The following is a 25600-nucleotide window of genomic DNA, read 5'->3' on the forward strand; positions in this document are numbered from 1 at the left end:
AAATCAGAACCGCTATTAATTCAAGCCCCGATAAGACTTCAGGGCGTCTAAAATCTCATGGCACTGAACTTCTAGATCGTTAATTTCATTCCGCCAGTAGATATCGGTGCCCCAGTCGGGGTTGTTTCTTACGAAATGATGTTCCCCCACCTGAAGACTGCACCACTCTATGTAATAAATAATTCTCATGGCTCTCAAAGGCTCAATGAGCTTTAGCGAGCGGTAATCGAAATCGCGAAAGGTCTCATATCCCTCAAGCAGTAGATTCATTTCCCTGCGGGACTGTTCGAGCCTTCCGGGAAGAAGCATCCACAGATCCTGAACAGGAACCGCTGTTCCCATATCATCGAAATCAATGATCATCAAACCCTCTCCGGGACGATGGATGATATTTCCCCTGTGACAGTCTCCATGAACCCGAATCGTTTCAAAATCGGCAAACAGAGGCTTAATGGTTTTTATGATTTTGCGGCAGACCGCTTCAAAGGGTTTCCTGTTCGCTTCGTTTATCAATCCTCCGAAAAGGAGATTCTCCACAAATTTCTCTGTAGAGTTTTCCGGGTCGAGTTTCATCCGGTATTCGCTGTTGAAACGGGCGCCAGCCCTGTGTATCCGCCCGATCAGCTCACCCGCGCGAATCCACTCATCATCGCTGTTTATCTCCAGCATGGGACCGGACTTTTTGGGGAATAGAGCAAAGGCATATTCATCCCAGAGCGCCACAGTGGAATCGTTATTGAGCTCAACAGGTGCCACTACAGGTATTTCATCTTCCAGGCAATCGAAGATAAAGTCGTGCTCGTCGTATATGGCATCGAGAGTCCATCGGCCGGGACGGTAGTATTTCACGATCATTTTTACTCCGTCTTCCCTCTCCACTTCATAAACGCGGTTTATGTAACTGGTCAGAGGATTGGTATGCCCGGTGTATCGGTCTCCTGTAAAATTTTCCACTCCGTCGATAAGCAGATGGGGAGTCAGTCCGGAAAATCCGCTATTCATAATTCTCCTCCCAGATACTCGCGGATACCCGATTGACGGACGACCCGCCTGGACAGAGCTTTTTCCAGAATGTCGCGCGTGCAAAAAAGTGATAGTTTATCTTTTGCCCGGGTTATGCCCGTATAGACGATTTCCCGGGTTAAGAGACGGTCAGATCCTTCGGGGATAAGAAACAGAACCTGATCGAATTCAGAACCCTGGCTTTTGTGTACGGTTTGGCAATAGGCGGTTTCCCGGGAGCCCAGTTTACCTGCCGGTATGCGCCGGAAAGAATCGGGACCGTCCCGGAAAACGGCGAAATACTCATTCTTATCTCTCATGATGACACCCCGGTCTCCATTGAAGAGATTCTGGCTGTAGTCATTACTGGTTATCATAATCGGCTGGCCGTGATAAAGGTTGCTATCCCGGCCTTTCAACTGGTTCGTTATGGCCCGGTTCAGGCTTTCCACTCCATACATCCCCTTGCGCGTCGGAATCAGAACGGCTGTTTTTTCAAATACCTGAAAGAGCTCTTCCGGCTTTGCACCGGAGGAGAAACCTTTCTCAGGGATGCCGTACGATTTAATTATCCTGTCTACCAAATGATTCTTTGGAGGCAGTTCATCAATAGCCAGGACATTGTCAAAATTCCTGAAGGCTTTAAAGACACGGTCCGTATCACCGTCAATGACCGCACCCGCCGCTTCGAGTATTCCCGACCCCGAACGCCAGGATTTTGTTAGGAAAAGAACATTCTCATGCAATTTATGTCGCGGGTTTTCAGCACCGGATACAAAATCACCGAACACCGCTCCCGCATCGACTGAAGGAAGCTGATCCCTGTCTCCCACAAGAAGAAGAGTGGTATCCGGCCCGAGCGCCTCAAACAGCAGGGACATCATTCTGGCGTCAACCATGGAGGCTTCATCGAGAATGACCAACTCAGCGGGAAGCGGTCTGTCCCGATTAAAGGCGGCCTGCCCCGTTCCCCTGTTTATCTGGAGCAATTTATGAAGCGTAGAAGCTTTGCGGGGGAGCATTTCATCAATGTCCTCCATAGGATCGGCTATAAGCAGCCCCCGCATACTCTCTATCATTCTGTTTGCAGCCCTTCCTGTCGGCGCGGCCAGGAGAATTCTGGAGGGAGAAATATCTTCGCTTTCCCGGGTCAGAATAAAGAGATTGCGCAATAGAGTCGTTACGGCTGTTGTCTTCCCTGTACCGGGACCGCCGCTCAAAATAACAAGCCGGCGGTGGAGAACTTTCCCAAGCAGTTCCTTCTCCTTTTCCGTAAAATGATAATCACGGTCATGAAAGCCCGGTCCAGCCACTCCCTCTTGCTCCGAAGAGAGTCTTCCAAGATGACTGATCAGAGTCCGCTCCATTTTATAATAATTTCTGATGTAGACGATTTTTCGTTCCGGCAGATAGATAAAAGGGGTTGCTGCCTCGACAGATCCGAAACAGGAAGGGAACATCCCCGGGACTTCTGTCCAGGTTCCGGTCAGATCCTCGCGGATCTCTTTCAATTTATTTTCCAGATTTACATAATCAGTTTCGCTTCCGGCGAAGGAATCCCTGTCGGGAAGGCACCATTTTTCCAGATCTTCCGAAATACAGTTAAGGTCAGTTCTGAGATGACCGGCCCCGGCCTGGAACAGGATATGAACAATAAACCATCTGAGAAGTTCCCGATCTCCCCGCGTCTCCTTTCCCGCCAGTTGTTCTGCGTAATAAATATGATGCCAGGGAATGGATAAGCTTCGCGCCAGGTTCTGAAATTCAGAATCGTAAGAACCGCTGATTTTTTCTTTGAGTTTGGCAAATTCGAATTTTTCATTGTTTTTCAAGCAGCTCGATACTGCCGGTCCCGGGGTGTAATTCACAGAACAGCCTCCAAAGGTGTAAATTGCGAAGCGAATGAGAGCATTTCCCCTTCAGCGGGTCTGTAAAAATGGATTCCCCTGTCTGAATCAGCTTCTCCGTTCATACCGCGGACAAAAAAGTAATAACAACCGCCGAAGTGTTCTTCGTAATCGAAAATGTCTCCTTCAAGGGACTTGAGATAACGGTAGAGAGCCGTGATATATATGAGAGACTGCAGCTTGTAATGGTGGTCGTCCATCATTTCCGCCAGGATATCCGGGCTGTAGTCATCGTAAGTATCTCCCTTCGGAGAAGAGGTCGTTTTCCAGTCGGCAATATAATATTTTCCTTCGTAGATAAAAATCAGGTCGATAAAACCCTTTAAAAGTCCATCTTCCACCTCTCCGGCATAAGCGGAGTCAACCATAAGCCGGCTGCATTCATTCACCGTCATATGGAATTCCATTTCATGAAGACGTTCCTCCCCTTTGAGAACAGAAAGAGAAGGACAGCCATGGGGCAGCCCGTTCCGCAGAGTCCTGTATACGAGCTTCTTTAAGGGAAGAGAAGACCGGGCATACCATTTGTTATCAAAAAAACGGACTGACAGATCCCGCAGAAGGCGATCCGCCTCCTCATTTTTCAGAAAATCCTCAAGGGTTGATTCGTGGGCCAGAGAATAATCCATCTCTTCGAATATTCGATGGACCAGTTCCCCGAAAACAGCTCCCCGGGTCAAAAGAACCTCATCGACCTTTTCATCGCGGTTCGCAACAGCAACATCATCACGGTCCGCATCATTATGCCGGGCTGGTGCAGGCTCCCGGCCTCTTTCAGCCTCTCTGAGAATTGAGGAATAACTGGAAATACGGATATACCTGTCATCATATCCGGCTTCCGCCTTCAGAGGTTTGAAAACGGGAGTGACATCTTCATTATCTTCTCTGTAGAGACAATCCTGCCGGGAGGAGTGATTCAGGAATTCTCTTTCCAGTACAGAATCCAGAAAGTAAATCTCCCTGTGTTTTCCGATGAAACCGCAAAGGGCTCCATCAATTGTCTCAGCCAGGATTTTTATATCGGATTTCTTTTTTTTAGAATTCTTTTTGTACAAAAGCCCACTGTGCAGAGGATGGGAAAAACTGAGGAGATCGGAAAAATCCCCGGCTATCCTCTCGATATCTTCAGCGGCAAAAGAGCTGTAAAGCGATGTTAGATAAGATAAACCGCCATTTTTAAAAAATGGCATGTAGAGCCGGGAGGACGCTCTTGTGAGTGCAACATAATAGAGTCTTTTTCTCTCTTCCCAGCTGTCCATTAAATGATATTTTTCATTCTTTTTAGTTTTCAGAAAGTCATAGTGCCGCTTTTCTGATTCGACATAATCATAAAATATCTCCCGTCCGGAATTTCCCCCGGATTTCAAAGCTCCGGCGAAAAATACGATTGGGAATTCCAATCCTTTACTGGCATGCATTGTCATAATCTGAACAGCTTCCGAATCTTTATCCAGCCGTATGAGATCTTCATCATTCCGGGACGGTTCACAGATCTTCCCCAGAAGCAGGGCGTAAAGTTTTTCCGCATCGAGATGGGAACGGAGCTGTTCACCATGAAGGAATTCGATAAGCTGACGGAAATTGCTGTAAGACCGTTCGCCATTCTGAAAAGCCAGCAATCTCTCCTCCAGTTCACAATTCCTGAAAAAATCACGGGAGGCTTCAATAATTTTTCCCCGGTCAACCATTTCCCTCCACTGAAGGAGAAGCCCCGTTAGATAATCAAATTCGCCCTTTGCCTCTCCCTCCACAACCTGTCCGGGAGTCCGGTCGTAAAACCGGGACATAAGCAGTTGTTTGACTGTCGAGTTATCCATCCTGATAAGAGCTTTGAGAAATAAGAGCAGATCGGCGGCTTCCCCGGTATCGAATATCCGCTCTCTGGAATTGATTATGGAGGGAATGGAATAAGAAGAGAGGTATGACTGCAATACCCGGCAGTCCTTGTTACTCTCCGCCAGAATCGCGATATCACCGGGCTTAATCCTTCTATCCCCTATTTTCGTTCCTGCCAATAGAACATAGCTCTTGTAGGATATGAGCTGAAACCAGGTATTTTTCCCTTTGGCTATATCGCTGATGCCCTCTTCATTCTCTTCGCTTTCGATGCGGATGAACTGAAAAGCAGCCTCCCCGTCTTCAACCTTCGGTGCGGCCGGCTTCCCGGCTTCGACGGGAGCAAATGACGTAGGCGATGTGTGGCCGCAGTGCAGGGCGGGATCAAGAACCGATGAAAAAAACCGGTTAACCCCTTCGACCAGAGGAGATATGGAGCGGAAATTTTTTCCCAGCGTGTAGCGCCCATCGACAGCACCGCCCCTGCAAGCCTGATAATACACTTCAAGATCCGCTCCTCTGAAGCGGTAAATTGATTGTTTGGGGTCGCCGACGAGAAAAAAATTATGATTGTCGTCACATCCGAATATTTTCTGGAAAATATCCCACTGTCGTTGATCCGTATCCTGAAATTCGTCTATAAGAACGGTTCGGTACCGCTTTCGGATCTCTCTTACCAGTTCCGGACGGTATTGGTCCCCTGAACTGCAAAGCCCCTGATGGAGCCTTCCTATCAGGTCATTGAAATCCAGTTTTCCGGTAATCGCCTTCTTTCTTTTCAGTTTATTATTAATGCTGTCGTAAGCTTCTATGATAAAAGCGGCTTTCATCGCTCTTCTGTAGAGATCAGCTCCGGGATTGTCTTTATCAAAAAGATATAAATCGAGAAAATCTTCAGCCGCCTGAACAAAAGGATCGGGAGGAATAGATTCCGGATTGTTCTTTTCCCCGAGATTTTCAGGCAGAAAACGCATAAACTGATTGAGAATGGTTTCATTCTGAGAAATAAAAACGCTCAAAGAGATGAGATCCGTTTCTACAGGAATCTTCTGAAGCTTAAGAACGGCATTTTCCAGATGATTGGCATATTTGAAACCCAGTGCCGTAAAGCGCTCTTTATCCGGCAGGTTTCCCCCTCTCATGCGGCACCAGGCATTATGGAGAGCCCCCCGGCCATTATTAAAATCCATGATAGATTCAAGTATTTCCCGGCGATGCTCCCTGTCGGGTTGGATTTCAATACCCGGTCCGAGCAACTCCCGGCCGACCATTTGTCCCAGATCCGCAAGGGCTTCTTCATAGCCGCCGTTCCCCAGAAAAGCTTTGTATTTGATCAGCTGCCCCCGGTCCATGGATTCTCCCATTTCCCTCATATAATCGCGAACCGCTTCATCAATGATATCGCCATCGCTTTCCATATCCATACTGAACTGACTGAGAGATTCAAAGGGATAAGCTTTGAGCACATTGAGACAAAAACTGTGAATTGTAAAAATCGATGCCTTTTCAAACTCGTAAACGGCCTGACGGATATTGTCCAGTTCTTTCGATTTCAGTTTCCGCTTGTCTCCGCCCAGATCCAGCTCTCCGGTGCGGGAGGCTTCGTTCAGAATGATCCGGATCCGTTCTTTCAACTCCCTGGCGGCTTTTCTCGTGAATGTTACGACCAGAATCTGAGGCAGAGTCAAAGGACCTTCAGCGACAAGCAGGGAAACAATCCTTTCGATCGTATAGGTTTTACCCGTTCCGGCCGAAGCTTCCAGCTGAATATTCCTGAGCAGGTCGATGTTTTCCGAAAAGGAAAAATTCCCTGTAAGAGACATATTATTTCCCCTTTCCCTTCTTAAGAGTGTTGTTTAAAAAACAATATACAAGATCGACGAACCGGGACATTCTATCCCCATCGAAATCCGGTAGATCCGGATAAGCGGCGGTTCTGTAGGGACATGTTTTCAATAAAGAAAATCCCCTATCCATCGCAGAAATCTTATCGTTCCATATTTCCCGAATGGCGCTTGTGAATGACACCGATCCGGAGTTAGCGATTTGATCCCATCTTTTGACGGCTTCCTCCCCTATTTCAGGATAAAGAGGAAGCGGGCTTTGCTGATTATCCAGATATATGCCGATCAGACCGGCCATGTCGGGAAAGCCTTCTTTTTGATTAAAAACTGCCGATTCCCTTCCTTTGGGCGAAAGAAGATACGCCTTCAGATCATGACTGTTCATGACATCTTCCGGAAGAAGACCGCTAATGAGATAGGGTACGAAAAAGTGTGATAACCTGGCTTTATCCGAGTTGAACAATCCGGCATAGACAAATGTCTGATTTTCAAAAACATAGAGGGGAGGCAGCGTTCCTTTTATCCGGACCTCAATATTGTTTTCCAGACGGATTGCCGGAGACCTGAGAATTCCCTCCTCCAGTTTTGTTTCATCTCCGAATGTAAAAGCAACAGGCTCCGGTTTGTTCAGCAGATAGGGGATACTATGGATCTGTTCGAGAAGATTTACCGTATTCTCTTTCAGCCTGTCGACAAAGGGAACAGACAGTTCGTTGTCGATCTGTTCGCCCCGGGCATTTTGTATCCGTGAAAATTCCTCCAGTTTGTCATCAATAGATTCACCATCCCCTTCATCGCTTATCCCGCTATGAAGAAGTTCCTCGAGAAATGAGCGGTTAATGAAAAAATCGGCTTCAACATTCTCTTCCGCATCCTCTTCGGGTAGTTCATTTTCACCTATATAAACACCGCATGATTTATTGTAAAAAACTTTCAAAGGATTCTTCAGAAACATAAGGAGATCGGAAAATGTCAGCTCCAGGACGGTTTCCTCCTGATTAAGGGGAAGTGAATCGATCATTCGAACCGGATCAGCAATCTTCCGGATACCGTAATAGATCTCCGAAAGCTTAAAATCCCGACGGCTATAGGAAACAAGCTCCTGATGCCCGGAGAAATATTCCCTGTCAAAAGGCTGAAGCTTTTCCCATTCAACAAGGGCGGAAAAGCAACTGTCCTTCCCGTCAATATAAAAGTGGTCGTCTATATAACCTGCCAGCTCGGAAATAAGCGATGAGGGCTGAAGAATTTCATTATCCACATTATTCCTACCCGTATAAAAGAGGGTAACCTTATCTTCCGCCGACAGAAATACTTCGAGAAAAGAATACTTATCACTTGTTCTGCGGGATAAATCGATTGAAATAACACTCTGAACCTCGTCCGTATCTTTCAGGTCAAAACTGAGGGCGTCATCAGAAGCGGGAAAGGCTTCTTCATTCAGTCCGAGAACCATAATGACCTTAAACGGGACTGCTCTAAGCGGCTTCAGGGAAGCGCAGCTGATTCCCTGTGTCAGATAACGGCCCCGGCTTCCTCCCGACTTATTTATAAACTCGGTCAGAAGCGATTTGAACATATAAAAATCGAAATTTCTGTTGGAAAGCTCCTCAAGGTTATCCAGCTCATTGACCATATTGAGAATATCCCGGAAGCAGCCTTTGAGGCGGAGACGGTCACTGTCATCGCGGCCCGGATCATCTTCAGCGGCGGCCAGATATGTCTCCATGATCCTTTCCCAGACAAGAACCCATTCTTCGAGACGCAGCTTTATATCGGCAAGCAGATTCAGGTCCCGATGAAGAGAGCGAATTATATGAATAAGCCTGCCCGCGGAATAGGCATCGCTTTCATTCATCAGGGAAAAAGGAGCATCAAAAGGTTTTTCTGCTTCAGAGAGAGCCAATCCTTCCAGGATTCTTTCGAATCCCCGCTCCCAGCTATTGAAATCCGTGCCATGAATACCGAGTTCCCTTTTATGCCCGCTGTCTACAGCCCACTTGATATTGAGCTGATCACAGAAGCTAAGCCAGTTGTCGTATTCGGCAGAGTCTATGCGCTGCGAAGCGGCAAAACACCTGTTTGAAAAGAGAGAGAACAGTTCCTTTCTGGTAAATCGGGCACCGGTAAGATTTAACAAGGACATAAATCCGCTGATGAAGGGAGAATCCCCCTCACCTTTCAGATCGATAATGTTGAAGGGAAGAGCGGCGCTGTCTTCTGAGGGAAATACGGCTTCGATATACTGAGCATATTCATTGATATCTGGGGCCAGCACACCTATATCGGTTAGTTTAAGCTCCGGATCGCTCTCAAGGCATGAGAGGATTCTGTTTTTCAGGGCCTCCACTTCCCTCCATCGCCCAGTTGTTGAAACCACGGTCAGACTCCGGTCATCAGGATGAACAGGCCTTCTCAGATCAGGACTTTTATTCAGCAGAAAATCACCCTGAATATGTGATAGAAGAGTATTTTTTTCAGGCAGGGGAAACTCTCTGTGGATCTTTTGTTCTGTTCCGGAAGACAACTCATCCATCAGATTGCGAAATCCTTCATACAGGGCGCCCCAGCTTTTCAGCAGAGGCATGGAAAAAGGCTCACTGGAAAGCGTCGGGCTCAAAGCGAAGTGGTCGACAGGGACAAACTGCGAAAGATGCCTGAAAAACCTGAGCGACGAATCGCCCATAAAAGTCGAGCCGAAGAGAATAACCCGTACAGGATCTCCATCAAACTCATCCCGCTCCTCTGCAATAGCAGAAAGAATACTGCTTAAATGGATATAGGGCTTCGATCCGGAGAAAAGTTCATTCCAGATAGCCATCTGCCATCTCTCGTGTTTCAGCAGGACAGGATCCTGATCGACGCTTAAAAAAGGAATGCCTTTCTCCCAGGAGGAAATCAAAGCCTGGCAGTTCATACCGTAATAATAGAAAAGACCGGCGATGCTGTCCGAAAGCTGATAAAGCCTGAGGCTATTAATTGTCTGGAAATCTTTTTCTCCCGAACCGGTCCCTTTTATATAGTTTTCCAGTTCTCTGAAGAGCCCGCTTCCGGATCCGCTTCCTGGAAGATCGGTCCTAAGCAGCTCTTCCAGTTTCTTATAGACAATCACTTTCAGATTATCCATAAACAAAACCGCTTTTTCTTCTCTGCCGCCTGTTCCTTCGAGCATCTCCCGCCCGAGAGGGAAAGACCGGATGAAGGTTCGGACGGCATTCTCCGGAAGAACGATATTGAGATTGGCCGACACTCCGTATCGCCCGGCCAGTTCCAGCTTGAGCCATTCACCCATACTACGGTTTTGAACGATAAGGAAAACCTTCTCCCCGAAAAGAGCCCTTCCGCGAAGAACCTCTCCATATTGTCGAATAAATGATCTGAGCTCGTTGCTGAGAAATAGTCTATACTCGGGCATACACCTAATATAGCCGATGAAAATCGTCCCTACAAGCAGGATGATTTTTCAATAGCGATGGATTATAGTAAAACTATGAAGTCGATCCTGCTGGTCCTTTTCATTATCATCTCCTTTTCTGCGGGCATCACTGCATTTATGTGGGGACAGCTTGCCGCAGCCGTTGCGCTGGCTATTATCGCACCAGTGGGACTCCTCTATTTACTCATTTCCACACGCTACGCATCGAAAGCGGAAAAGCCTGAAAAAAAGAAGCGGCAGACAGCTGTTGATAACTATTTTCATCAAGAGAAAGATTCATGAATAATCCACAGGAAAAGGCCGGAATTTCGGCCTTTCAGCGGAATTATTCACAAGTTATCCACAACCTAACCTGAATTTGTTCACTGAATTTCTATTTCTTCTCTTTAGTTCAGAAAAACAACGAACTATCTGAAAATTCGATTTTCAACCCGAAAAAGCCTCAAAAACCCCTTTTTTGTCCAGTTTTCTATCTAAATGTTAATATTTGTGTAGTATCACCTGAAGTGGTGATAACCATAAATTCCCTGAGACCCCCGAATTTCGAGCCTAGAGCTAACTTTTCAACAAGTTATCCACAACCTATACAGTTTTGCTCTGATGCGCTGTGAATAAGATGTTAATTTATCAGAAATGGGAATTCAGAACAGTGAGAATTAATCAAGGGAATTCTGAAAAAAATAAAATTCAAATTCCCCGGAAATTCTCTTGAATTCATGAAATCAAATTCGATATTATCATGACTCACGCCTGAAATGAGGAACCCTATTTAACAATGAATAAAAAAGATTTTTTACTCGAATACAAACTGATGAAAAGTACTGATACGTACATTGAATTTGACGGAGTCGATCACAGCGAGGACGGTTCATACGATTTCGCATCCATGTCTATCGACAGCCTGGATCTCCGCGATCATCCTGAAGAAGTATTGAAAGCTGCGGAAAAAAGATGGAGCCAGACGAGAAAACTCCTGCTGGTTTACACGACAGAAATAAAAAGCACGGGACTGAACAAGATTCTCTTCAATACTCTGAACACCTCAGCCGTACCGGCGGCTCCCGGCCTCTTTTTCTTTTTTAAAGACAGTGATCTGGCTGAAATATTCCAGTTTAACATTCATTGCGGCGACAAGGACGAGACAAAAGAAGATGTTCTCGTTTATCTGGCCCTTGCCAGAATCAAGAATGAAAGCGTTCTATCATCCATGCCGCAGATTCTGAAAGATAAAGTCACCGGGCATCTGGGAAACAATATCCGCGCTATTGCCGAAAGCCGGAAGCTCCTCGCTGTTATGGGGCAACCGGGAAAGGTGAAAGAGCTGTGCGAGAAGACCGAAATGGGAATGCAGGATGATGAAGCTCTCTGGATTCACACCTCTCTTATCAAGGAGCTCGATCCGGCGCTTCGGGTTTATATCGGCTGCTCCGCTTTCTTTTACGGCGATCCGGCTTCCGCTGATATTATAAAAATCCATAAAAAGTCTTCTAAAATAACCTACTATCTCTATGATGACTTTGAAAACAAGCTGCTGCCGGAAATGCACGACCGCATAAAAGTAGATCTCAGCCGCCAGAAAATGGACCATTTTGATCATCGGAGCCATAGAAAACCGGAGGTTGTTTATTTTAAAGAAAGGTTTGTAAGCCCCCATAACAGCCGCTACGGGGAATGGAAGGATTTCAGCAATCATCTGCTGGAAAAAGGGTATGAACCGGATGGAATTCATATCGAACAGAACAGAAGTCTCAAAGAGATACTCAACAGCTTCTGCGCCTGATTAAGCAGCATAGGCCCCGGTAAACTCCGGGGCTTTTTTATATATTATGACAAAGCCCAGGGATCATCTTCCAGTTCCTCCAAAACATCATCACCGCGGTACTCTCTGTCCCAGGCTTCCGAATCCATATCGTCGTAAGAATCTCCCCAGTCATCACTGCCGGAAAAATAATCTGAATTTTCTTCGTCATCCAGATCATCCAAAGACATTAAGTCATCTTGATCATCGTAATCAAAATCACTCATAAACTCCTCCTTTTAGAGCACATAACCGAACAAAAACTTTATAGTATAATTTATACTGGAATTTCCAGAGAAAACCACTTTTTTAAAAAAATAATCACTCGAAAACAATAATGCCGTTCTCCGATTCAAGGAACTTTCCGGCACTTCTGAAATCGAGAAGGATGTTTTCCAGCTCATCGGTCTGAAATGTTCTGTAACTGATGAGATCGGCAAAATCCAACTGCGCTCCGAGAGCTTCCAGCTCTCTTCTCAAGACATCGGGAGAGGGGATTTCGCCAGTAAGAAAAAATGAGGAAAAGAGACGTCTTCCCCTGGTCATCCATGTTTCAACCTTGTCGCTGTCAGGCTGATACCCCAGGGGGAACTGATCCGGATAGAGAATATGGTCCTTGAATACAAAGAGAAAGGAATTATCACCGAAATCTTTAAGTGAGCGGGAAAATTCCAGAGTCAAAGGAAGAGCGCCGATCAAAAGATGATCGAGACGGCCGTACAAATCGGCAAAAAAATTAATGGAAGAAAAGAGATTTCCGAAATTTTTTGTATTTTCATTCAAGTTGAATCTGAGCGAATATAATAAATCCTGTTCCATCACAAAGCACCTGAATTCATTTTCGGCCTAACCGCGACATTGTTCAATCACAAACGTCCGTGGTAAAGTTATTTCATGACCAATAATGACATTTTTAAAAAATTAAGAATAGCCTTCAACATGAAAGATACCGATATAATTGAAACGCTTGGCAAAGTCGGCTTTACCATATCGAAGAGCGAGATAAACGCCATATTCCGCAACAAAGGGCACAGGAACTACAAAGCCTGCGGAGACCAGCTGCTGAGAAAGTTTCTGGAAGGATTGATAGAAAGGGAGAGATCCACCGGCGTTAAGCAATAAAATTTGAAATTCCCGCTCCCATTGATTAAATTTTCCCTGGGGGAAAGGTATGGAGAGATTAAAAGAAATTCACTCCGACGGAAAAGAGATGGTTTTTCTTAACCTGAGAGATTACAGGGATGATAAGATTTTTTTCCGGGAGATACTTCACCACACATCCGAACTTTTAAAGAAAAAGGGAAGTCCTCAGCTCCTGCTGATAGATTTCACCGGCATACCCTACACACACAAATTTTTTGAGATAACCAGGGAATTCATTTCCTCCAATCTCGACCATATCAAAGCTGCCGCATTAGTCGGCGTTCAGCTCGAACAGGAAATTGATCCCGATATCGTTAAAAAGGCCGCAGACCTTCACATTCTCTTCTTCAATGACCTGAACGACGCCAGAAATTGGCTGAAGCAAAAGTAATCAATATACTTTTACAATTCGCACCGGTGAGATTAAACTTATATTCATGAATCTCATCATCGAGGATTTTTTTGAATTCAAGGAGCTGCTGAGTCAGCATTCCCTTTTTATCATCGGCCTCCTTCTCGTCTTCGGGTATTTTCTTGGAAAACTGGCCGACAAAGTTAAATTACCGGAGATTACAGGATATATTATTTCCGGGCTTCTCATGGGTGATGCGGTCTTTCAGATGATACCCCATGATTCAGAGCTGACAATCGTTACCGATGTGGCCCTGGCTCTTATAGCCTTGACCATAGGAGGAGAGTTCTCCCTCTCCAAACTGAAGGTTATGGGGCGGGAAGTGATGATTCTCACGATCTTCCAGATATTGCTTACTTATGCCGTCGTATCGATCAGTCTTGTTATTTTCAAACTTGAACTGCCCTTCGCCCTTCTAATGGGAGCCATTGCCACCGCAACAGCTCCGGCAGCGACTGTTGCCATTGTGCAGTCCCTGAGGGCTCACGGAAGATTTATCGACAGACTATACGGTATAGTTGCCATGGACGATGCGGGAGCGGTCATTGTCTTCAGCGTTTCTTTCGCAATTGCTACGGGAATGCTTTCCCCCCGGGAAGCCGCATCGGGACACGGCGCGAGTCTACTTATTTTTCACGCTTTTACTGAAATTGTTTTTTCTCTCCTTCTCGGAGCTCTTTTCGGTTTTTTTATACATAAATCGACAAGAAAGCATACCAATACAGGCGAAATCCTTATTTTGACCCTGGCTCTCGTCCTTCTTGAAACAGCTCTGGCCCTTTTCTTTCACTTATCTCCCCTTTTATCCAATATGGCCGCCGGGGCTGTCCTGATAAATATATCTCCCAGAAATCACAGAATTTTCCGGACTCTGGAACCGCTGTCTCCCCCCGTGTATGCTCTTTTCTTTATAATAGCCGGTACAGAACTGAATCCCTCGGCTCTGATGAAAAAGGAAATTCTCCTTTTAGGAGCCGTTTTCATAGTTTCTCGAGCCATAGCCAAATATTCAGGAATAAACCTTGGAGCAAGGGCTGCGGGTTCAGCTCACAACATCAGAAAATATCTGGGCTTCTGCATGCTTCCCCAGGCCGGCGTGGCGATCGGTCTCGTATTGATGATTCAGACTTCCCCTGTGATACTGGCTCTCCCTGAAGCGGAACAGGCCACAATTTCCCTGATGGTCAATATTGTACTGCTCTCAGTCTTTTTCAACGAACTGACCGGACCACCCCTATCTAAATTTGCAATCATACATGCTATGGAGGAGGAGTGATGATGACGGGGGACGCAAAGCGTCGGGACCCGGCATCAGTCACAAGCGTAAGCGTTAAGGAGGAGTGATGGACCTTATTCATATTACAGATGTAAAAAGCTGCAGCTGCGGAATAAAAGCGAAGACTAAAGACGATGTTCTCAGAAAGCTCGCCAAACTGGCTGTTAAAAGCATTAAACTCGATAATATTTCCGAAGAGGAAGTTTATAAAAAGATAAAAGAGAGGGAAAGCCAGGGCTCTACGGGTTTCGGTGGCGAAATAGCCATTCCCCATGCGCGGATCAAAGGGATGGAAGAATTTCTTCTGTTTATCGTAACCGACAGGAAAGGGGTTGATTTCGATTCTCTTGATAAAAAAAAGGTTCGTCTTTTGTTCGTGATTCTCGGACCGGAGGAAGCGGTAAATGAACACCTTCAGATTCTCGCTTCCATATCAAGAGCCATGTCGCAGGAGAGGGTCAAAAAAGAACTGCTGGGAGCCACAACGGAATCTGTTCTTGTTGAAACCTTCCTGAAATACACAATGGAAAAAGAGGAGAAAACCAGCGAGAAGCGGAAAATGAAGCTGATGATTCTGGTTTTGTACCTCGACGAATTCCTTTACCACATTCTGGAATATTTCATACAGGAAGGAATTGAAGGCGCGACGATTATGGATTCTTCTGGAATGGGTGAATACATTTCGAGCATTCCGCTGTTTGCCACATTTATCGGCTTTATGAATGAAAAGAAGAACCACAGCAAAACCATCTTCGTTCTCATTCCTGAAAACAAGGAAGCGGAGATCGTCAGAGGAATCGAGGAAATAACCGGCGATCTCGATAAAAAAGAAGGCGCCATGATTCTGACAACAGACATATCCTTTTACAAAGGAACAATGAAAATGATGTAAAAAAAAGCTGCTGTCCGGTAAACGGAACAGCAGCTTTTTTATTCTGTTAATGAATTATTTTCTTGCGATCAGCAGAGTTTTAGAGTCGAGAATAAGAGAAAGGTCCTCTTTAATCTCATTTCCATGATCCTTAACGAGGTTGAGGTTCATAACATCCCCTTCGTTTTTCAGAACCATGATGACAGAAAGGTTTTCTTCACAGCATTTCAGGTTGCTGGGGATAGCCCCTTCCTGAACGACTTCGCCTTCATAAGAGTCTGTGAACCATATTTCCAGGTCCATCTCTTTAGCAAAGTTTTTTACTTTTGCAATAACATTGCCGTCGTTGTTTTTTGTGAAATCGTAACCGTCGACAACAATGGCGTCGGTGCCTTTCTGTCCGTTCTCAATCATAGCTTTAACGCTGTTGAGAACCTGATCCATGCTAACGCCATCCTGGTTGAAATTCATGATAACTCTGTTTTTAACCAGCTCGTCGTGAACTTCCATAGCGTTTTCGAGGTCTCTCTTCTGAGAGATTTCTCTGAATATATCTTCATACCAGTCGAGAATATGATCCGTTCTGGAAGAAAAGGATACGTGAATTACGTGTTTGTCCCTCATCAGCTTATCGGTGGCGATATGAACCAGACAGGCTGTTTTGCCAATACCTCTCCTGGAGGCGATTACAGCGATGTTTCCCTTACCGAGACCACCATGTGTCGCCTTCTCGAGGATTCGCAGGGGACTGTTTTTAGTCAGCTCTTCTTTTACCATTTCTGAACTCCTTGATCGTGAAAGCTTATTTGTTTTTGTTCTTTTCCTGGAAGGCTTTTACAAGCTCTTCGGAAATACTTGTCGGAACTTTGCTGTACTTTGCGAACTCCATGGTGAACTCAGCTTTACCCTGAGTGGACGAACGAAGAACAGTAGAATAACCGAACATCTCACTGAGAGGAACTTCCGCTTCCACGGTACACATTGCACCCTCTTCAGTTGACCCTATAATTATACCACGACGCTGGTTGATACTTCCAAAGATATTTCCCTGGAATTCAGAAGGACCTTCAACAGAAACTTTCATAATCGGTTCAAGGATGACCGGTTTCGCTTTCATATAGGCTTCTCTGAATGCCGCTCTCGCCGCAGTCTGGAATGCCTGGTCCGAAGAGTCGACAGCATGGTACTGACCATCGTTGATAGTCATTTTTACACCGACGATCGGGTGACCGATCAGAGATCCCTTGTCCAGAGCGGACTGGAAACCTTTATCACATGAGGGGATATATTCCGTGGGAATAACACCACCTTTGATTTCGCTGACAAATTCGTATTCACCCTCTTCCATGGGCTCCATTCTACCGGCGACACGGGCGTACTGACCGGAACCACCAGTCTGTTTCTTGTGTGTGTAGTTGAAGTCAACAGAGCTGGAAATAGCCTCTCTATAAGCTACCTGAGGTGCACCGGTTGTTACTTCGGCACCGTACTCTCTCTTCATTCTCTCGATATAAACTTCGAGGTGAAGCTCACCCATACCCTGAACGATAGTCTGGTTGGACTCTTCGTCGACATAGGTTCTGAAAGTCGGGTCCTCTTTGGTGAATCTGTTGAGAGCTTTCGCCATCTTGTCCGAAGCTTTTTTGTCTTTGGGCTCGATGGACAGGGAGATAACAGGCTCGGGAACGAACATGGAAGTCATGGAGAGATTCATGCCGTTCTGAACGAAAGTGTCCCCGGAAGCACATTCGATACCGAAAAGAGCGACGATATCTCCCGCTCCCGCTTCCGTAATGTCTTCCATATTATTGGAGTGCATTCTGACAAGTCTTCCGACTTTGAATTTCTTCTTGCTTCTAATGTTGTAGAGTTCCGATCCTTTTTTGACTTCACCCTGATAAATTCTGATATAAGTGAGCTGGCCGTACTGTCCGTCTTCCAGTTTGAAGGCGAGAGCGACGGGAGCTTTGCCGTTGTCAGCTTCGAGAATAACCTCAGCCTCATCATTGTCGAGGTCGAGAGCTTTGTTTTCGATGTCTGTCGGGCAGGGGAGATAATTCTCAACCGCATCGAGCAGGGGCTGAACACCTTTGTTCTTATAGGCGGAACCGAGGAAAACGGGACAGAGTTCGAGATCAAGCGTACCTTTTCTCACAGCCCTGTTGATTACCTCGACGGGGATGTCCGCTTCTTCCATCATCAGTTCCATAAGCTCTTCGTCAAACATGGAAAGAGCGTCGAGCATGATCTCTCTCTTCTCTTCCGCTTCAGCCTGGAGCTCAGAAGGAATTTCAGCCTTTCTGACAGCGTAGTTTTCATCTCCGTCGAAATAAAGTGCTTCCATAGTGATCAGGTCGACAACACCTTCGTGTTTTTCTTCCAGACCTATGGGAACCTGCATCATAACGGAGTTGAGGTTCAGCTTTTCTCTCAGCTGATCGGCAACTCTGTAGGGGTTCGCGCCGGTACGGTCGCATTTGTTAACGAATGCGACGCGGGGAACGTTATACCGCTTGAGCTGTCTGTCTACAGTAATGGACTGAGACTGTACGCCGGCGACGGAACAGAGTACGAGGATAGCTCCGTCCAGTACGCGGAGAGCTCTTTCAACCTCGATTGTAAAGTCAACGTGTCCCGGAGTGTCGATGATGTTGATATCGATATTCTTCCACTGAACATTTGTCGCAGCGGAGGCAATCGTAATACCTCTTTCTTTCTCCAGCTCCATGGAGTCCATGGTCGCACCGACTCCGTCTTTACCTCTAACTTCATGGATAGCATGAATTCTATTACAAAAAAACAAAATACGCTCTGTCAGGGTTGTCTTACCTGAGTCGATGTGAGCGCTGATACCGATATTACGCATTTTAGCGATATCTTTAGCCATATGATTCGTAACCTCTTACAAAAAATTAATGAATAATCTGTGAGGATTATTAACACTTGAGGACCGGTTGGCCCGGTCTGAAATAATACTGTGAGCCGGCGAACAGTTCACATGTGTAATTTCAGCTTGCCAGTATATAGAAAGCCTTTTTCTTCATCAATACCTGCAGATGGTCAGATCACAAAATAATTCCTTGCCAATCAGAGAAATAGGACACATAATAAAAATTCTATTAGAAATCCTTTCTGAGTCGGAATGTAGCGGTAAAACGTTCGTCTGAGGGATTTTTTCCTTCGAGAACCAGTGTTTTGTGATCCTGTACCATGCGGATTCTGAAAACCTGGTTGGTCCATCCCTTTTTCTGCTCTCCCGTATCCTTCAGAAGTTCAAAAAATCCCGAGTACTCATCTTCCGTTTCATTATAATAGGCGAAACCGACCCATCCGTTATTGGAATCGAGCTGAATAATGTGGGGAGTTACTTCGACAATGGACATAACCACATCGGGAGCGTCACCCGCTGTTGACGACGTCTGAAACCAGTCTCCCGGTTCGATCATTTCAGCGGCAGCCGTAAAAAGGGGCAAAAAAAACAGTGTGAATATTAATATGCATATACCCTTGTTCATAAGAACCTCCATTCATTAATTATAGGGAAAAACATCACTTTTAAAATAGTAATTGAAGAATAGATGTTTTAAGGATACAAATGATAAAACTCAGGCAGACAGAAAGTTCCTTTTATTCTGCCCGCCTCTCTATGTTCCAAGGAGCTTTATAATGAATTTAGTATGTCTTGATCTGGAAGGAGTACTGGTCCCGGAAATATGGATCAACTTTGCCGAAAAAACCGGACTCGATGAGTTGAAAAAAACGACTCGCGACGAACCGGATTACAATGTGCTGATGAAAGGCCGCATTGATATTCTCGCCAGAGAAGGATTTACTCTGAAAGATATTCAAAATGTAATCGATACGATGGATCCTCTGGAAGGAGCTTTGGAATTTCTCGACGAAGTGCGGTCATTCACACAAATCATAATCCTTTCCGATACCTTCGAGGAGTTCGCCGCGCCTCTTATGAAAAAGCTCAAGTACCCCACGCTGTTCTGCAATTCCCTCATTGTCGACGGAAAGGGCATGATCCGCGATTTTAAGCTGAGAAAGGAAAACGGTAAGAAATTCTCTGTCGAAGGCTTCAAACATGCCGGCTGCCGGGTTTTTGCTGCGGGAGATTCCTATAACGACCTGGCGATGATACAGAGCGCTGACGGCGGAGCCCTTTTCAGAGCCCCGGACCGGATACTCGATGATTTTCCCCATTTGAAAAATCACAAAACCTATGAAGGCCTCATGTCGTCCATCCGGGAGTTCCACAAATAAGGAAGATCAGAAAAAAGATCTGAAGCAAGGCGAATCAGTGCAGTAGAGATTCTACCGCAATTTTCAGTTCCGCCAGTCCCAGTCTGAACTTCTCCAGCCCCTCCCGCATCTGTTCGGGATTGATATCCCGTCCGCCGAATTCAAGCATTTCGCCCCAGTTTCCCAGCCTGGCCATCGAAAGGTTTCGGCAGCTTCCCTTTATGGAGTGCCCGATACCTCTCACTTTCTCGGAATCCTTTTCAAGATCGAGATTCAGAAGCTCTTCCAGCTGGCTTTCCATTTTTGTTATCTGAGTCTCCAGAAGGTCAATGACAATGTCGCGGTCTCCCATAAACGTATTGACCGCATCATCGAGATCAAAAATATCGGGAGAGATGCCACTAACTTCGACCGACTTCTCTGCCGGGTTTTCATTTCGACCTGCGAGCCACTTCTCCAGAACGGGAATAAGATCGCCTTTCTTGAACGGCTTGGTGAGAAAATCTGTCATTCCCGATTCGATACACTTCTCATATTCTCCAGTGGTTGCGCTGGCCGTTACGGCAATAACAGGAACTTCAACTTTCATTTCGCGGATCTTCCTCGTCGCCTCATAACCGTTCATAACCGGCATCTGGCAGTCCATAAAAATCAGATCGTAATCGGTTTTTTCAACAGCCTGAACAGCTTCGAGCCCGTTGGACGCGGTGTCGGAGTGAAATCCGATTTTTTTGAGAATTGTTTTAAATAGCTGCTGATTAACCGGGTGGTCTTCGACAACAAGAATTTTCACATTATCTTTTTTTGTCGGGACAGCAGTCTCTTTCTTTCCACCGTAAAGAGAGGGAACTGCTTCCTCAAGTTCTTCGAGCTCGCCGATCTCATCGACGGAACTGTCTTCATAATCCTCTTCGTTCAGGACTTTGTTTATCTTGTTGAAAAGATCGTCTTTTTTCAAAGGCTTCTGAATATACTCGTCGAACCAGCCCAGAAGTTTCATTTTGGCTTCAACCGATCCCCCCCCCTTCTGGGTCATGAGAATAAGTCCTGTTTCGAGAAAATTCTGACTGGCATTGATTTCACTGGCCAGTTGCCATCCATCCATTCCGTGCATGGTCTGGTCGATAATACAAAGCGAATAGGGAGACCCTTCATCGAGTTTTTTCTCCAGCATTTTCAGAGCCTGAGGGCCGTTTTCGCCTTCGTCTACAATACAACCCCAGTCAGTCAGATAGGTTTTCGTCAGAGTCCGCACTTTTCTGTTGTCGTCGATGAGCAGAATCGAAACCCCTTTAAAATGATCCGATGAGACATGGTTGTAGGGCTGAATATTTTTTCTACCTTTTTTCATGGTGATGGAAAAGTAAAAAGTCGAACCTCTGCCGAATTGACTTCGGACTTTAAGACTTCCCCCCATAAGGGATACGAGGTTTCTTGAAATCGCCAGCCCCAATCCGGTACCGCCGAATTTTCTGGTGGTCGACCGGTCAGCCTGCTGAAAAGCCTGAAACAGCTTTTTCTGATTCTCTTCGGAGATACCTATCCCCGTATCAACGACGGCAAAACGGAGGCGGACTGACGCATTGTCCTCTCTTTCCTTATGAATGGCGACAACGATTTCACCGCGAGATGTGAATTTCACGGCGTTGTTAAAGAGATTGAGCACAACCTGTCTCAGTCGGACCGGATCCCCGTAGACGAATTCCGGAACTCCCTGCTCCACAAACAACCCGACTTCCACTCCCCGCTTGTTGGCTTCAAGTGTTACCAGATCAACAGCTTTCTCCACCAGCTCGACCAGATTGATTTCCGTGGTTTCCAGAGAGAGTTTTCCCGCTTCGATTTTGGAAAAATCGAGAATATCATTTATTAACGAGAGGAGAACATCGGCTGAAAAGCGGATCTGATTTCCGTAATCGAGCTGTTCCGCATCAAGATGCGTTTCATGAAGCAGCTCCGACATACCGATGATCGTGTGAATAGGCGTCCGGATCTCATGGCTCATATTAGCCAGAAATTCCGATTTGACTTTCGTGGCGTTTTCCGCGGCGATTCTTGACTGTATCAGTTTTTTTTCATTGGATTTCCGGTCTGTCACATCATCGGCGATAATGTAGATCAGATCTTCGCCCTTGTCCTGAATCAGCGCCAGCTCCAGCTTCCACCACCGGTCTTCCTGATCCCCGTTTCTGAATCGGGTTGTCAGTTTGGTTGTACTGAATCCGGTCATTATGAAATTGGAGATAGCGAAACTCCAGTCATCCACATCTTCCGATGGCATGAAATCGGAAAAGTAACTGGCCTCCATATTCTCATCGCTATAGCCGACCATCTCTTTGAAGCTGCTGTTGTATTTGAGAACTTTTCCCTCTTTGTCCAGAAGAACCATCCCCATGGGGGACTGTTCGAACAGTCGGCTGAATATATCCATTTACGTCTCCGGTCAGAACATAGCTGTCAGAATCTCTTTTGTTTTGGCGATAAGCCCCTCCGGTTTGAGAGGCTTGATCATATAGCTCTTGATTCCGAAGTCCAGAGCTTTCATTACGCTTTCTTTCCTCGAAAGCGCCGAGAGAACGATAACGGGAATCTCCACATCATTCTCTTTTAAAAACTTCAGTACAGCAAATCCATTGACATCGGGCATCATCAGATCGAGGAAAATGAGATCAAAGTCATCGGCATGAAAGTCTTTGAGAAAATCTCTACCGTCACCGAATGTCGTAACCGGCCAATCATACCCGTCAAATGTTTTTCGGATGAGCGCCTGAACGATAATATCATCATCAACCGCGGCAATCCTGTATTTCTTTTCGCCGCTGGCGAAATCTCCGCCCAGGCGGGATTCATCCTGAAAATTGAGATGAACCGTTGAATTGGCATTATCATCCACGGCCGATGAGAGAAGCGACTCGTGGACATTGCTCTTCTCGGCTGTCATCTCTTCAAGACCGCGCTTACCGAGAAGGCCGTCAATGGCTTTCTCCAGAGATTTCACGACTTCGATATCGCGGTAATAGAGATTTCCCGAGAGAACTTCGCGGATCTTTTCGGAAACTGTAAGAATCTTAATGTTATCATGAGACGTGACCGTTTCGGATATGCTTTGAAGAAGAGTTTCCAGTTTGGATTGGTCTTCGTCCCTGTAGGTGATATCGGTCAAAAGTATGAGAATTCGCGGCGAAGCGATTTTATGAAGCTTCAGAAGCTCAGCGATTTTATACTTGAGCAGGCTGATTTTTTCCCGGTTAAAGCCTTTGGCAATTTCTATAAAGAGAATTTTATCATTCAAATGGGCGTCGAGTGAACAGGGCGTGTCATCAACAGCTATTTTCACATTGAGAGTTTCCGAAACGGTTTGCAGGAGAAGGTCGATTTTTATCGGTTTGGCCAGAAACTTTTTCACATTGTAATTGGCCACGCTGACGATTTTTTCCCGATTTATATCGTTACAGGCGATAACGACGGGAATCCCTTTCGTATTGGGATTCATTTTCTTCGCCTTGAGAAGCTCAAGGGCCCCCTTCCGGGAGAGATAGTATTCCATGATAATGAGATCGGGCAGCTGGTTTCTCATTTTTGTCAGCCCGTCCAAACCGTTGATTCCTTCTATTACCTCGAAACCATACTCCTCGAGCTGGGTTTTCATAAATGTTCTGAAAAGCGATGAATCATCAATAACCAGTATTTTTTTCATTTTATCTCTCTAATAATCTATATATATTTGCCATTTGGCTGAAACAAGTATCTGCAATGCTTCAGAAAAGGTCTTATTTCTGGTTCGAATAAACACATTATCTTCGATCAGGTTCCCTTTTTCTTCAAAACCCATAATAGGATATTTCATTATCCCCTGTATTTCATCCATGGAGAAACCATTTTCCAGAAGACTTACGGTAAATGAGATATTTTCCAGGGGAAGATGGTCTCCCTCCGGCGTATATAGATATCCCATTCCATCGAGGATCTGCTCAAAAGGGCTTTTCGAGAAGTGAAAGTAACGGCTCGGCGGTTTACTGTTATCCATAATGCCCCGGCTTACCAGAGCCTCTTCCATACTGACTATCATTCTGTGAAAATCCTTAAGGCTCAATGAGGACCGGAGAACCATAACGGCAATATCAGTAGCATAGTTGTTTTTATGAAGAAGCGCCGGTATATCGTAGTTGATGATATAAAGGTCTTTATATTTTTTTACACTTTGACCATTAACAAATAAAATATCTTCAAAAGGTACCCAGATAGAGAACAACTCCTCTTCTGAAAGAGACAGCAGATCCAGAGCATCGAAAGAGCCGACGACATCACAATCGTCAAAGAGGACCCCGTAATGCTCTTCAAAGCGCTTTTTCATCATGGGAGTAAAACACTTTCTGCCGCCTGCGGCAAATTTGTAATTAATCGAATAATGCTCTTCGATTACATGGTTATCCATAATGAAATCTCCCGGGAGGTTGGCCAGATAAACCAATTCCGCATTATCCCGGTATTGTTTCTGCCCGCGGAGAACTGTCATAAGCGTACTTTCGACAAGGACGCCGTTAGACTCGGGTCTGAGATACAGGAAAATGTCATCGACTCTGCCTGATGAATCGGGTCCTCCGTAGGGAACAATAACAGTTGGTTGCCGCATATAATTATTATAGGAAAAATATTGAGACATTGCATTACTCTTTTTTCCGGTTCATAATCAGTCTGATGGACGATTATCTCGATTTTTCCGGACCGGTAAAACTCATTATTGTGGAAAGAGCTCTTGTGGAAAACCGCAATGGCAAGTTCAGGGAAAGGGATAAAAACAACCTGACACGTATTATATTCGACAACAGAGGCAAACCTGTTTCGGAATTGAGAGAAAACTCATCCATAGAATACCAATATGACGATGAGGGGAACCTCTACCTGATAAGAAAAAAAGATAAAAGCGGAACGCTTCTTGAAGAGACCAGGATGTCATACAGGAAGGGAACACTTCAAGAACAGGAAAAATCTTTTCCCGATGGTTCTGTGAGGGAAAAAAAAGCATACCGCTATGACGGGGAAAACCGCCTTGTATCGGAAAGCACTTCTACCAGACATATCCGGTATGAATACAGGAACGGCCAGGTTTTCCGCGAATACAGATACTACGGGAAAGAGCCGGAGCTCGCCATAGAGTACAAGAGAGACCGCCATGGCCGTCCGATCCGCATAGAGACATTCAGCAAAGAGGGATCAACGCTTCGCAAAGAGCTTATGGAATGGGAGGAGGATCGCCTTTCCCGCTGGACGATTTGGGGAAGAGAAGGCCTGCTCCTGAAAAGAGACCGCTTCGAGTACAGTTGTTTTCACGACGGAAACTGGCTCAAGAGAATCCGTTACAGCGCCATGGAGACCGAAACCGAAATTCCTGTGGAAGTGGTTTACCGCTCCATAGCCTATTCCGATTCATATCCCGAAATCAAACCTGTCCACAAAGAGGAGACAAGGGTTCTCAGCGAGACCAGCCAGGCCCTGACTTTCAGCGACGGCAGTATATACCGCGGAGAAATCCGCGAGGGGAAGATGGAGGGGAAAGGGTATATACAGTGGCCGGACGGAAGCTCGTATAAAGGAGAGTTCCGCAACAACAGAATGGACGGACAGGGAATTCTGACATGGCCGAACGGCGATATATACAGCGGAATGTTTACAGAGGGGCAGATGGAAGGAGTCGGCAGACTGCGCTGGTCCGGCGGAAAAACCTTTTACGGGCTCTTTGAAAACAACCGGCGGACCAATCAGGGGATTATAGAGGAGGAGTAATGACAAGAGAGGAAGTGAAAGCCTGCTTTCTGGCCTATGACCT

20 protein-coding genes are annotated in these 25600 nt (G+C 45.7%); 8 read left to right on the forward strand and 12 right to left on the reverse strand.

From position 1 onward, the window contains the following. Positions 1-15 precede the first annotated feature (15 nt). The 4 genes from HNR50_RS18465 to HNR50_RS18480 are packed head-to-tail and all read right to left on the reverse strand — an operon-like array spanning position 16 to position 10004. A complete protein-coding gene (locus HNR50_RS18465) occupies positions 16-1002 on the reverse strand; it encodes a serine/threonine protein kinase (RefSeq protein ID WP_184748280.1) in 987 nt (328 codons plus the stop codon). After that, complete coding sequence (gene recD / locus HNR50_RS18470; RefSeq protein WP_184748281.1) at positions 999-2870, reverse strand: exodeoxyribonuclease V subunit alpha; 1872 nt, start codon at positions 2868-2870, stop codon at positions 999-1001. The genes HNR50_RS18465 and recD overlap by 4 nt, the downstream gene beginning before the upstream one ends. After that, positions 2867-6568, reverse strand: a complete 3702-nt coding sequence (locus tag HNR50_RS18475) for a UvrD-helicase domain-containing protein (protein ID WP_184748282.1) — start codon at positions 6566-6568, stop codon at positions 2867-2869. Before HNR50_RS18475 ends, recD begins: the two co-directional genes overlap by 4 nt. 1 nt (position 6569) lies before the next feature. Next, positions 6570-10004 (reverse strand): exodeoxyribonuclease V subunit gamma, encoded by a 3435-nt coding sequence (locus HNR50_RS18480; RefSeq protein ID WP_184748283.1) that lies wholly within the window; start codon positions 10002-10004, stop codon positions 6570-6572. Between the two features lie 75 nt (positions 10005-10079). Here HNR50_RS18480 and HNR50_RS18485 point away from each other — a divergent pair, with 75 nt between their 5' ends. Together HNR50_RS18485 and HNR50_RS18490 are read left to right on the forward strand one after the other, a co-directional pair. Further along, positions 10080-10307, forward strand: coding sequence for a hypothetical protein (locus tag HNR50_RS18485; RefSeq protein ID WP_184748284.1), 228 nt, complete (start codon positions 10080-10082; stop codon positions 10305-10307). A gap of 493 nt (positions 10308-10800) precedes the next feature. After that, positions 10801-11805 carry a DNA phosphorothioation-associated putative methyltransferase gene (locus HNR50_RS18490; protein WP_184748285.1) on the forward strand — a complete coding sequence of 335 codons (1005 nt, stop codon included), beginning with the start codon at positions 10801-10803 and terminating at the stop codon, positions 11803-11805. 44 nt (positions 11806-11849) lie between these two features. Here HNR50_RS18490 and HNR50_RS18495 read toward each other — a convergent pair whose 3' ends face one another. Further along, a complete protein-coding gene (locus HNR50_RS18495; RefSeq protein WP_184748286.1) occupies positions 11850-12050 on the reverse strand; it encodes a hypothetical protein in 201 nt (66 codons plus the stop codon). Between the two features lie 94 nt (positions 12051-12144). Further along, positions 12145-12606, reverse strand: coding sequence for a hypothetical protein (locus HNR50_RS18500; RefSeq protein ID WP_184748287.1), 462 nt, complete (start codon positions 12604-12606; stop codon positions 12145-12147). A gap of 111 nt (positions 12607-12717) precedes the next feature. Between HNR50_RS18500 and HNR50_RS18505 the strand changes: the two genes are divergently transcribed. The 4 genes from HNR50_RS18505 to HNR50_RS18520 all read left to right on the forward strand — a co-directional run bounded on the left by HNR50_RS18505 (position 12718) and on the right by HNR50_RS18520 (position 15546). Continuing rightward, positions 12718-12945 carry a DUF1456 family protein gene (locus HNR50_RS18505; protein WP_184748288.1) on the forward strand — a complete coding sequence of 76 codons (228 nt, stop codon included), beginning with the start codon at positions 12718-12720 and terminating at the stop codon, positions 12943-12945. 49 nt (positions 12946-12994) lie between these two features. After that, complete coding sequence (locus HNR50_RS18510; protein ID WP_184748289.1) at positions 12995-13357, forward strand: hypothetical protein; 363 nt, start codon at positions 12995-12997, stop codon at positions 13355-13357. A 46-nt stretch (positions 13358-13403) separates the two neighbouring features. Next, positions 13404-14654: a cation:proton antiporter gene (locus tag HNR50_RS18515; RefSeq protein WP_184748290.1), complete on the forward strand. Its 1251-nt coding sequence runs from the start codon at positions 13404-13406 to the stop codon at positions 14652-14654. Between the two features lie 67 nt (positions 14655-14721). Then, a complete protein-coding gene (locus tag HNR50_RS18520) occupies positions 14722-15546 on the forward strand; it encodes a PTS sugar transporter subunit IIA (RefSeq protein ID WP_184748291.1) in 825 nt (274 codons plus the stop codon). 54 nt (positions 15547-15600) lie between these two features. On the opposite strand, the gene HNR50_RS18525 is transcribed toward HNR50_RS18520, so the two are convergent. The 3 genes from HNR50_RS18525 to HNR50_RS18535 form a co-directional block, all read right to left on the reverse strand. Then, entirely contained in the window at positions 15601-16302 is a 702-nt protein-coding gene (locus HNR50_RS18525) for a DnaB-like helicase C-terminal domain-containing protein (RefSeq protein ID WP_184748292.1), read from the reverse strand. A 25-nt stretch (positions 16303-16327) separates the two neighbouring features. Next, positions 16328-18412 (reverse strand): elongation factor G, encoded by a 2085-nt coding sequence (gene fusA, locus HNR50_RS18530; protein WP_184748293.1) that lies wholly within the window; start codon positions 18410-18412, stop codon positions 16328-16330. Positions 18413-18644: 232 nt separating this feature from the next. Then, the gene (locus HNR50_RS18535; RefSeq protein ID WP_184748294.1) at positions 18645-19040 is read right to left on the reverse strand and encodes a hypothetical protein; all 396 of its coding nucleotides are present in this window, start codon (positions 19038-19040) and stop codon (positions 18645-18647) included. A gap of 151 nt (positions 19041-19191) precedes the next feature. Here HNR50_RS18535 and thrH point away from each other — a divergent pair, with 151 nt between their 5' ends. Next, positions 19192-19794, forward strand: coding sequence for a bifunctional phosphoserine phosphatase/homoserine phosphotransferase ThrH (gene thrH / locus HNR50_RS18540; protein WP_184748295.1), 603 nt, complete (start codon positions 19192-19194; stop codon positions 19792-19794). A 34-nt stretch (positions 19795-19828) separates the two neighbouring features. On the opposite strand, the gene HNR50_RS18545 is transcribed toward thrH, so the two are convergent. The 3 genes from HNR50_RS18545 to HNR50_RS18555 are packed head-to-tail and all read right to left on the reverse strand — an operon-like array spanning position 19829 to position 24406. Then, the gene (locus HNR50_RS18545; protein WP_184748296.1) at positions 19829-22204 is read right to left on the reverse strand and encodes a PAS domain-containing hybrid sensor histidine kinase/response regulator; all 2376 of its coding nucleotides are present in this window, start codon (positions 22202-22204) and stop codon (positions 19829-19831) included. A 12-nt stretch (positions 22205-22216) separates the two neighbouring features. Further along, the gene (locus tag HNR50_RS18550; protein WP_184748297.1) at positions 22217-23470 is read right to left on the reverse strand and encodes a response regulator; all 1254 of its coding nucleotides are present in this window, start codon (positions 23468-23470) and stop codon (positions 22217-22219) included. Between the two features lie 9 nt (positions 23471-23479). Then, positions 23480-24406 carry a hypothetical protein gene (locus HNR50_RS18555; protein ID WP_184748298.1) on the reverse strand — a complete coding sequence of 309 codons (927 nt, stop codon included), beginning with the start codon at positions 24404-24406 and terminating at the stop codon, positions 23480-23482. Between the two features lie 65 nt (positions 24407-24471). Between HNR50_RS18555 and HNR50_RS18560 the strand changes: the two genes are divergently transcribed. Next, on the forward strand, positions 24472-25557 hold the full coding sequence (locus HNR50_RS18560; protein ID WP_184748299.1) for an MORN repeat-containing protein: 1086 nt from the start codon (positions 24472-24474) through the stop codon (positions 25555-25557). Positions 25558-25600: the final 43 nt, after the last annotated feature.

The sequence above is a fragment of the Spirochaeta isovalerica genome, assembly GCF_014207565.1.
GTDB classification, from domain to species: Bacteria; Spirochaetota; Spirochaetia; order DSM-2461; family DSM-2461; genus Spirochaeta_F; species Spirochaeta_F isovalerica.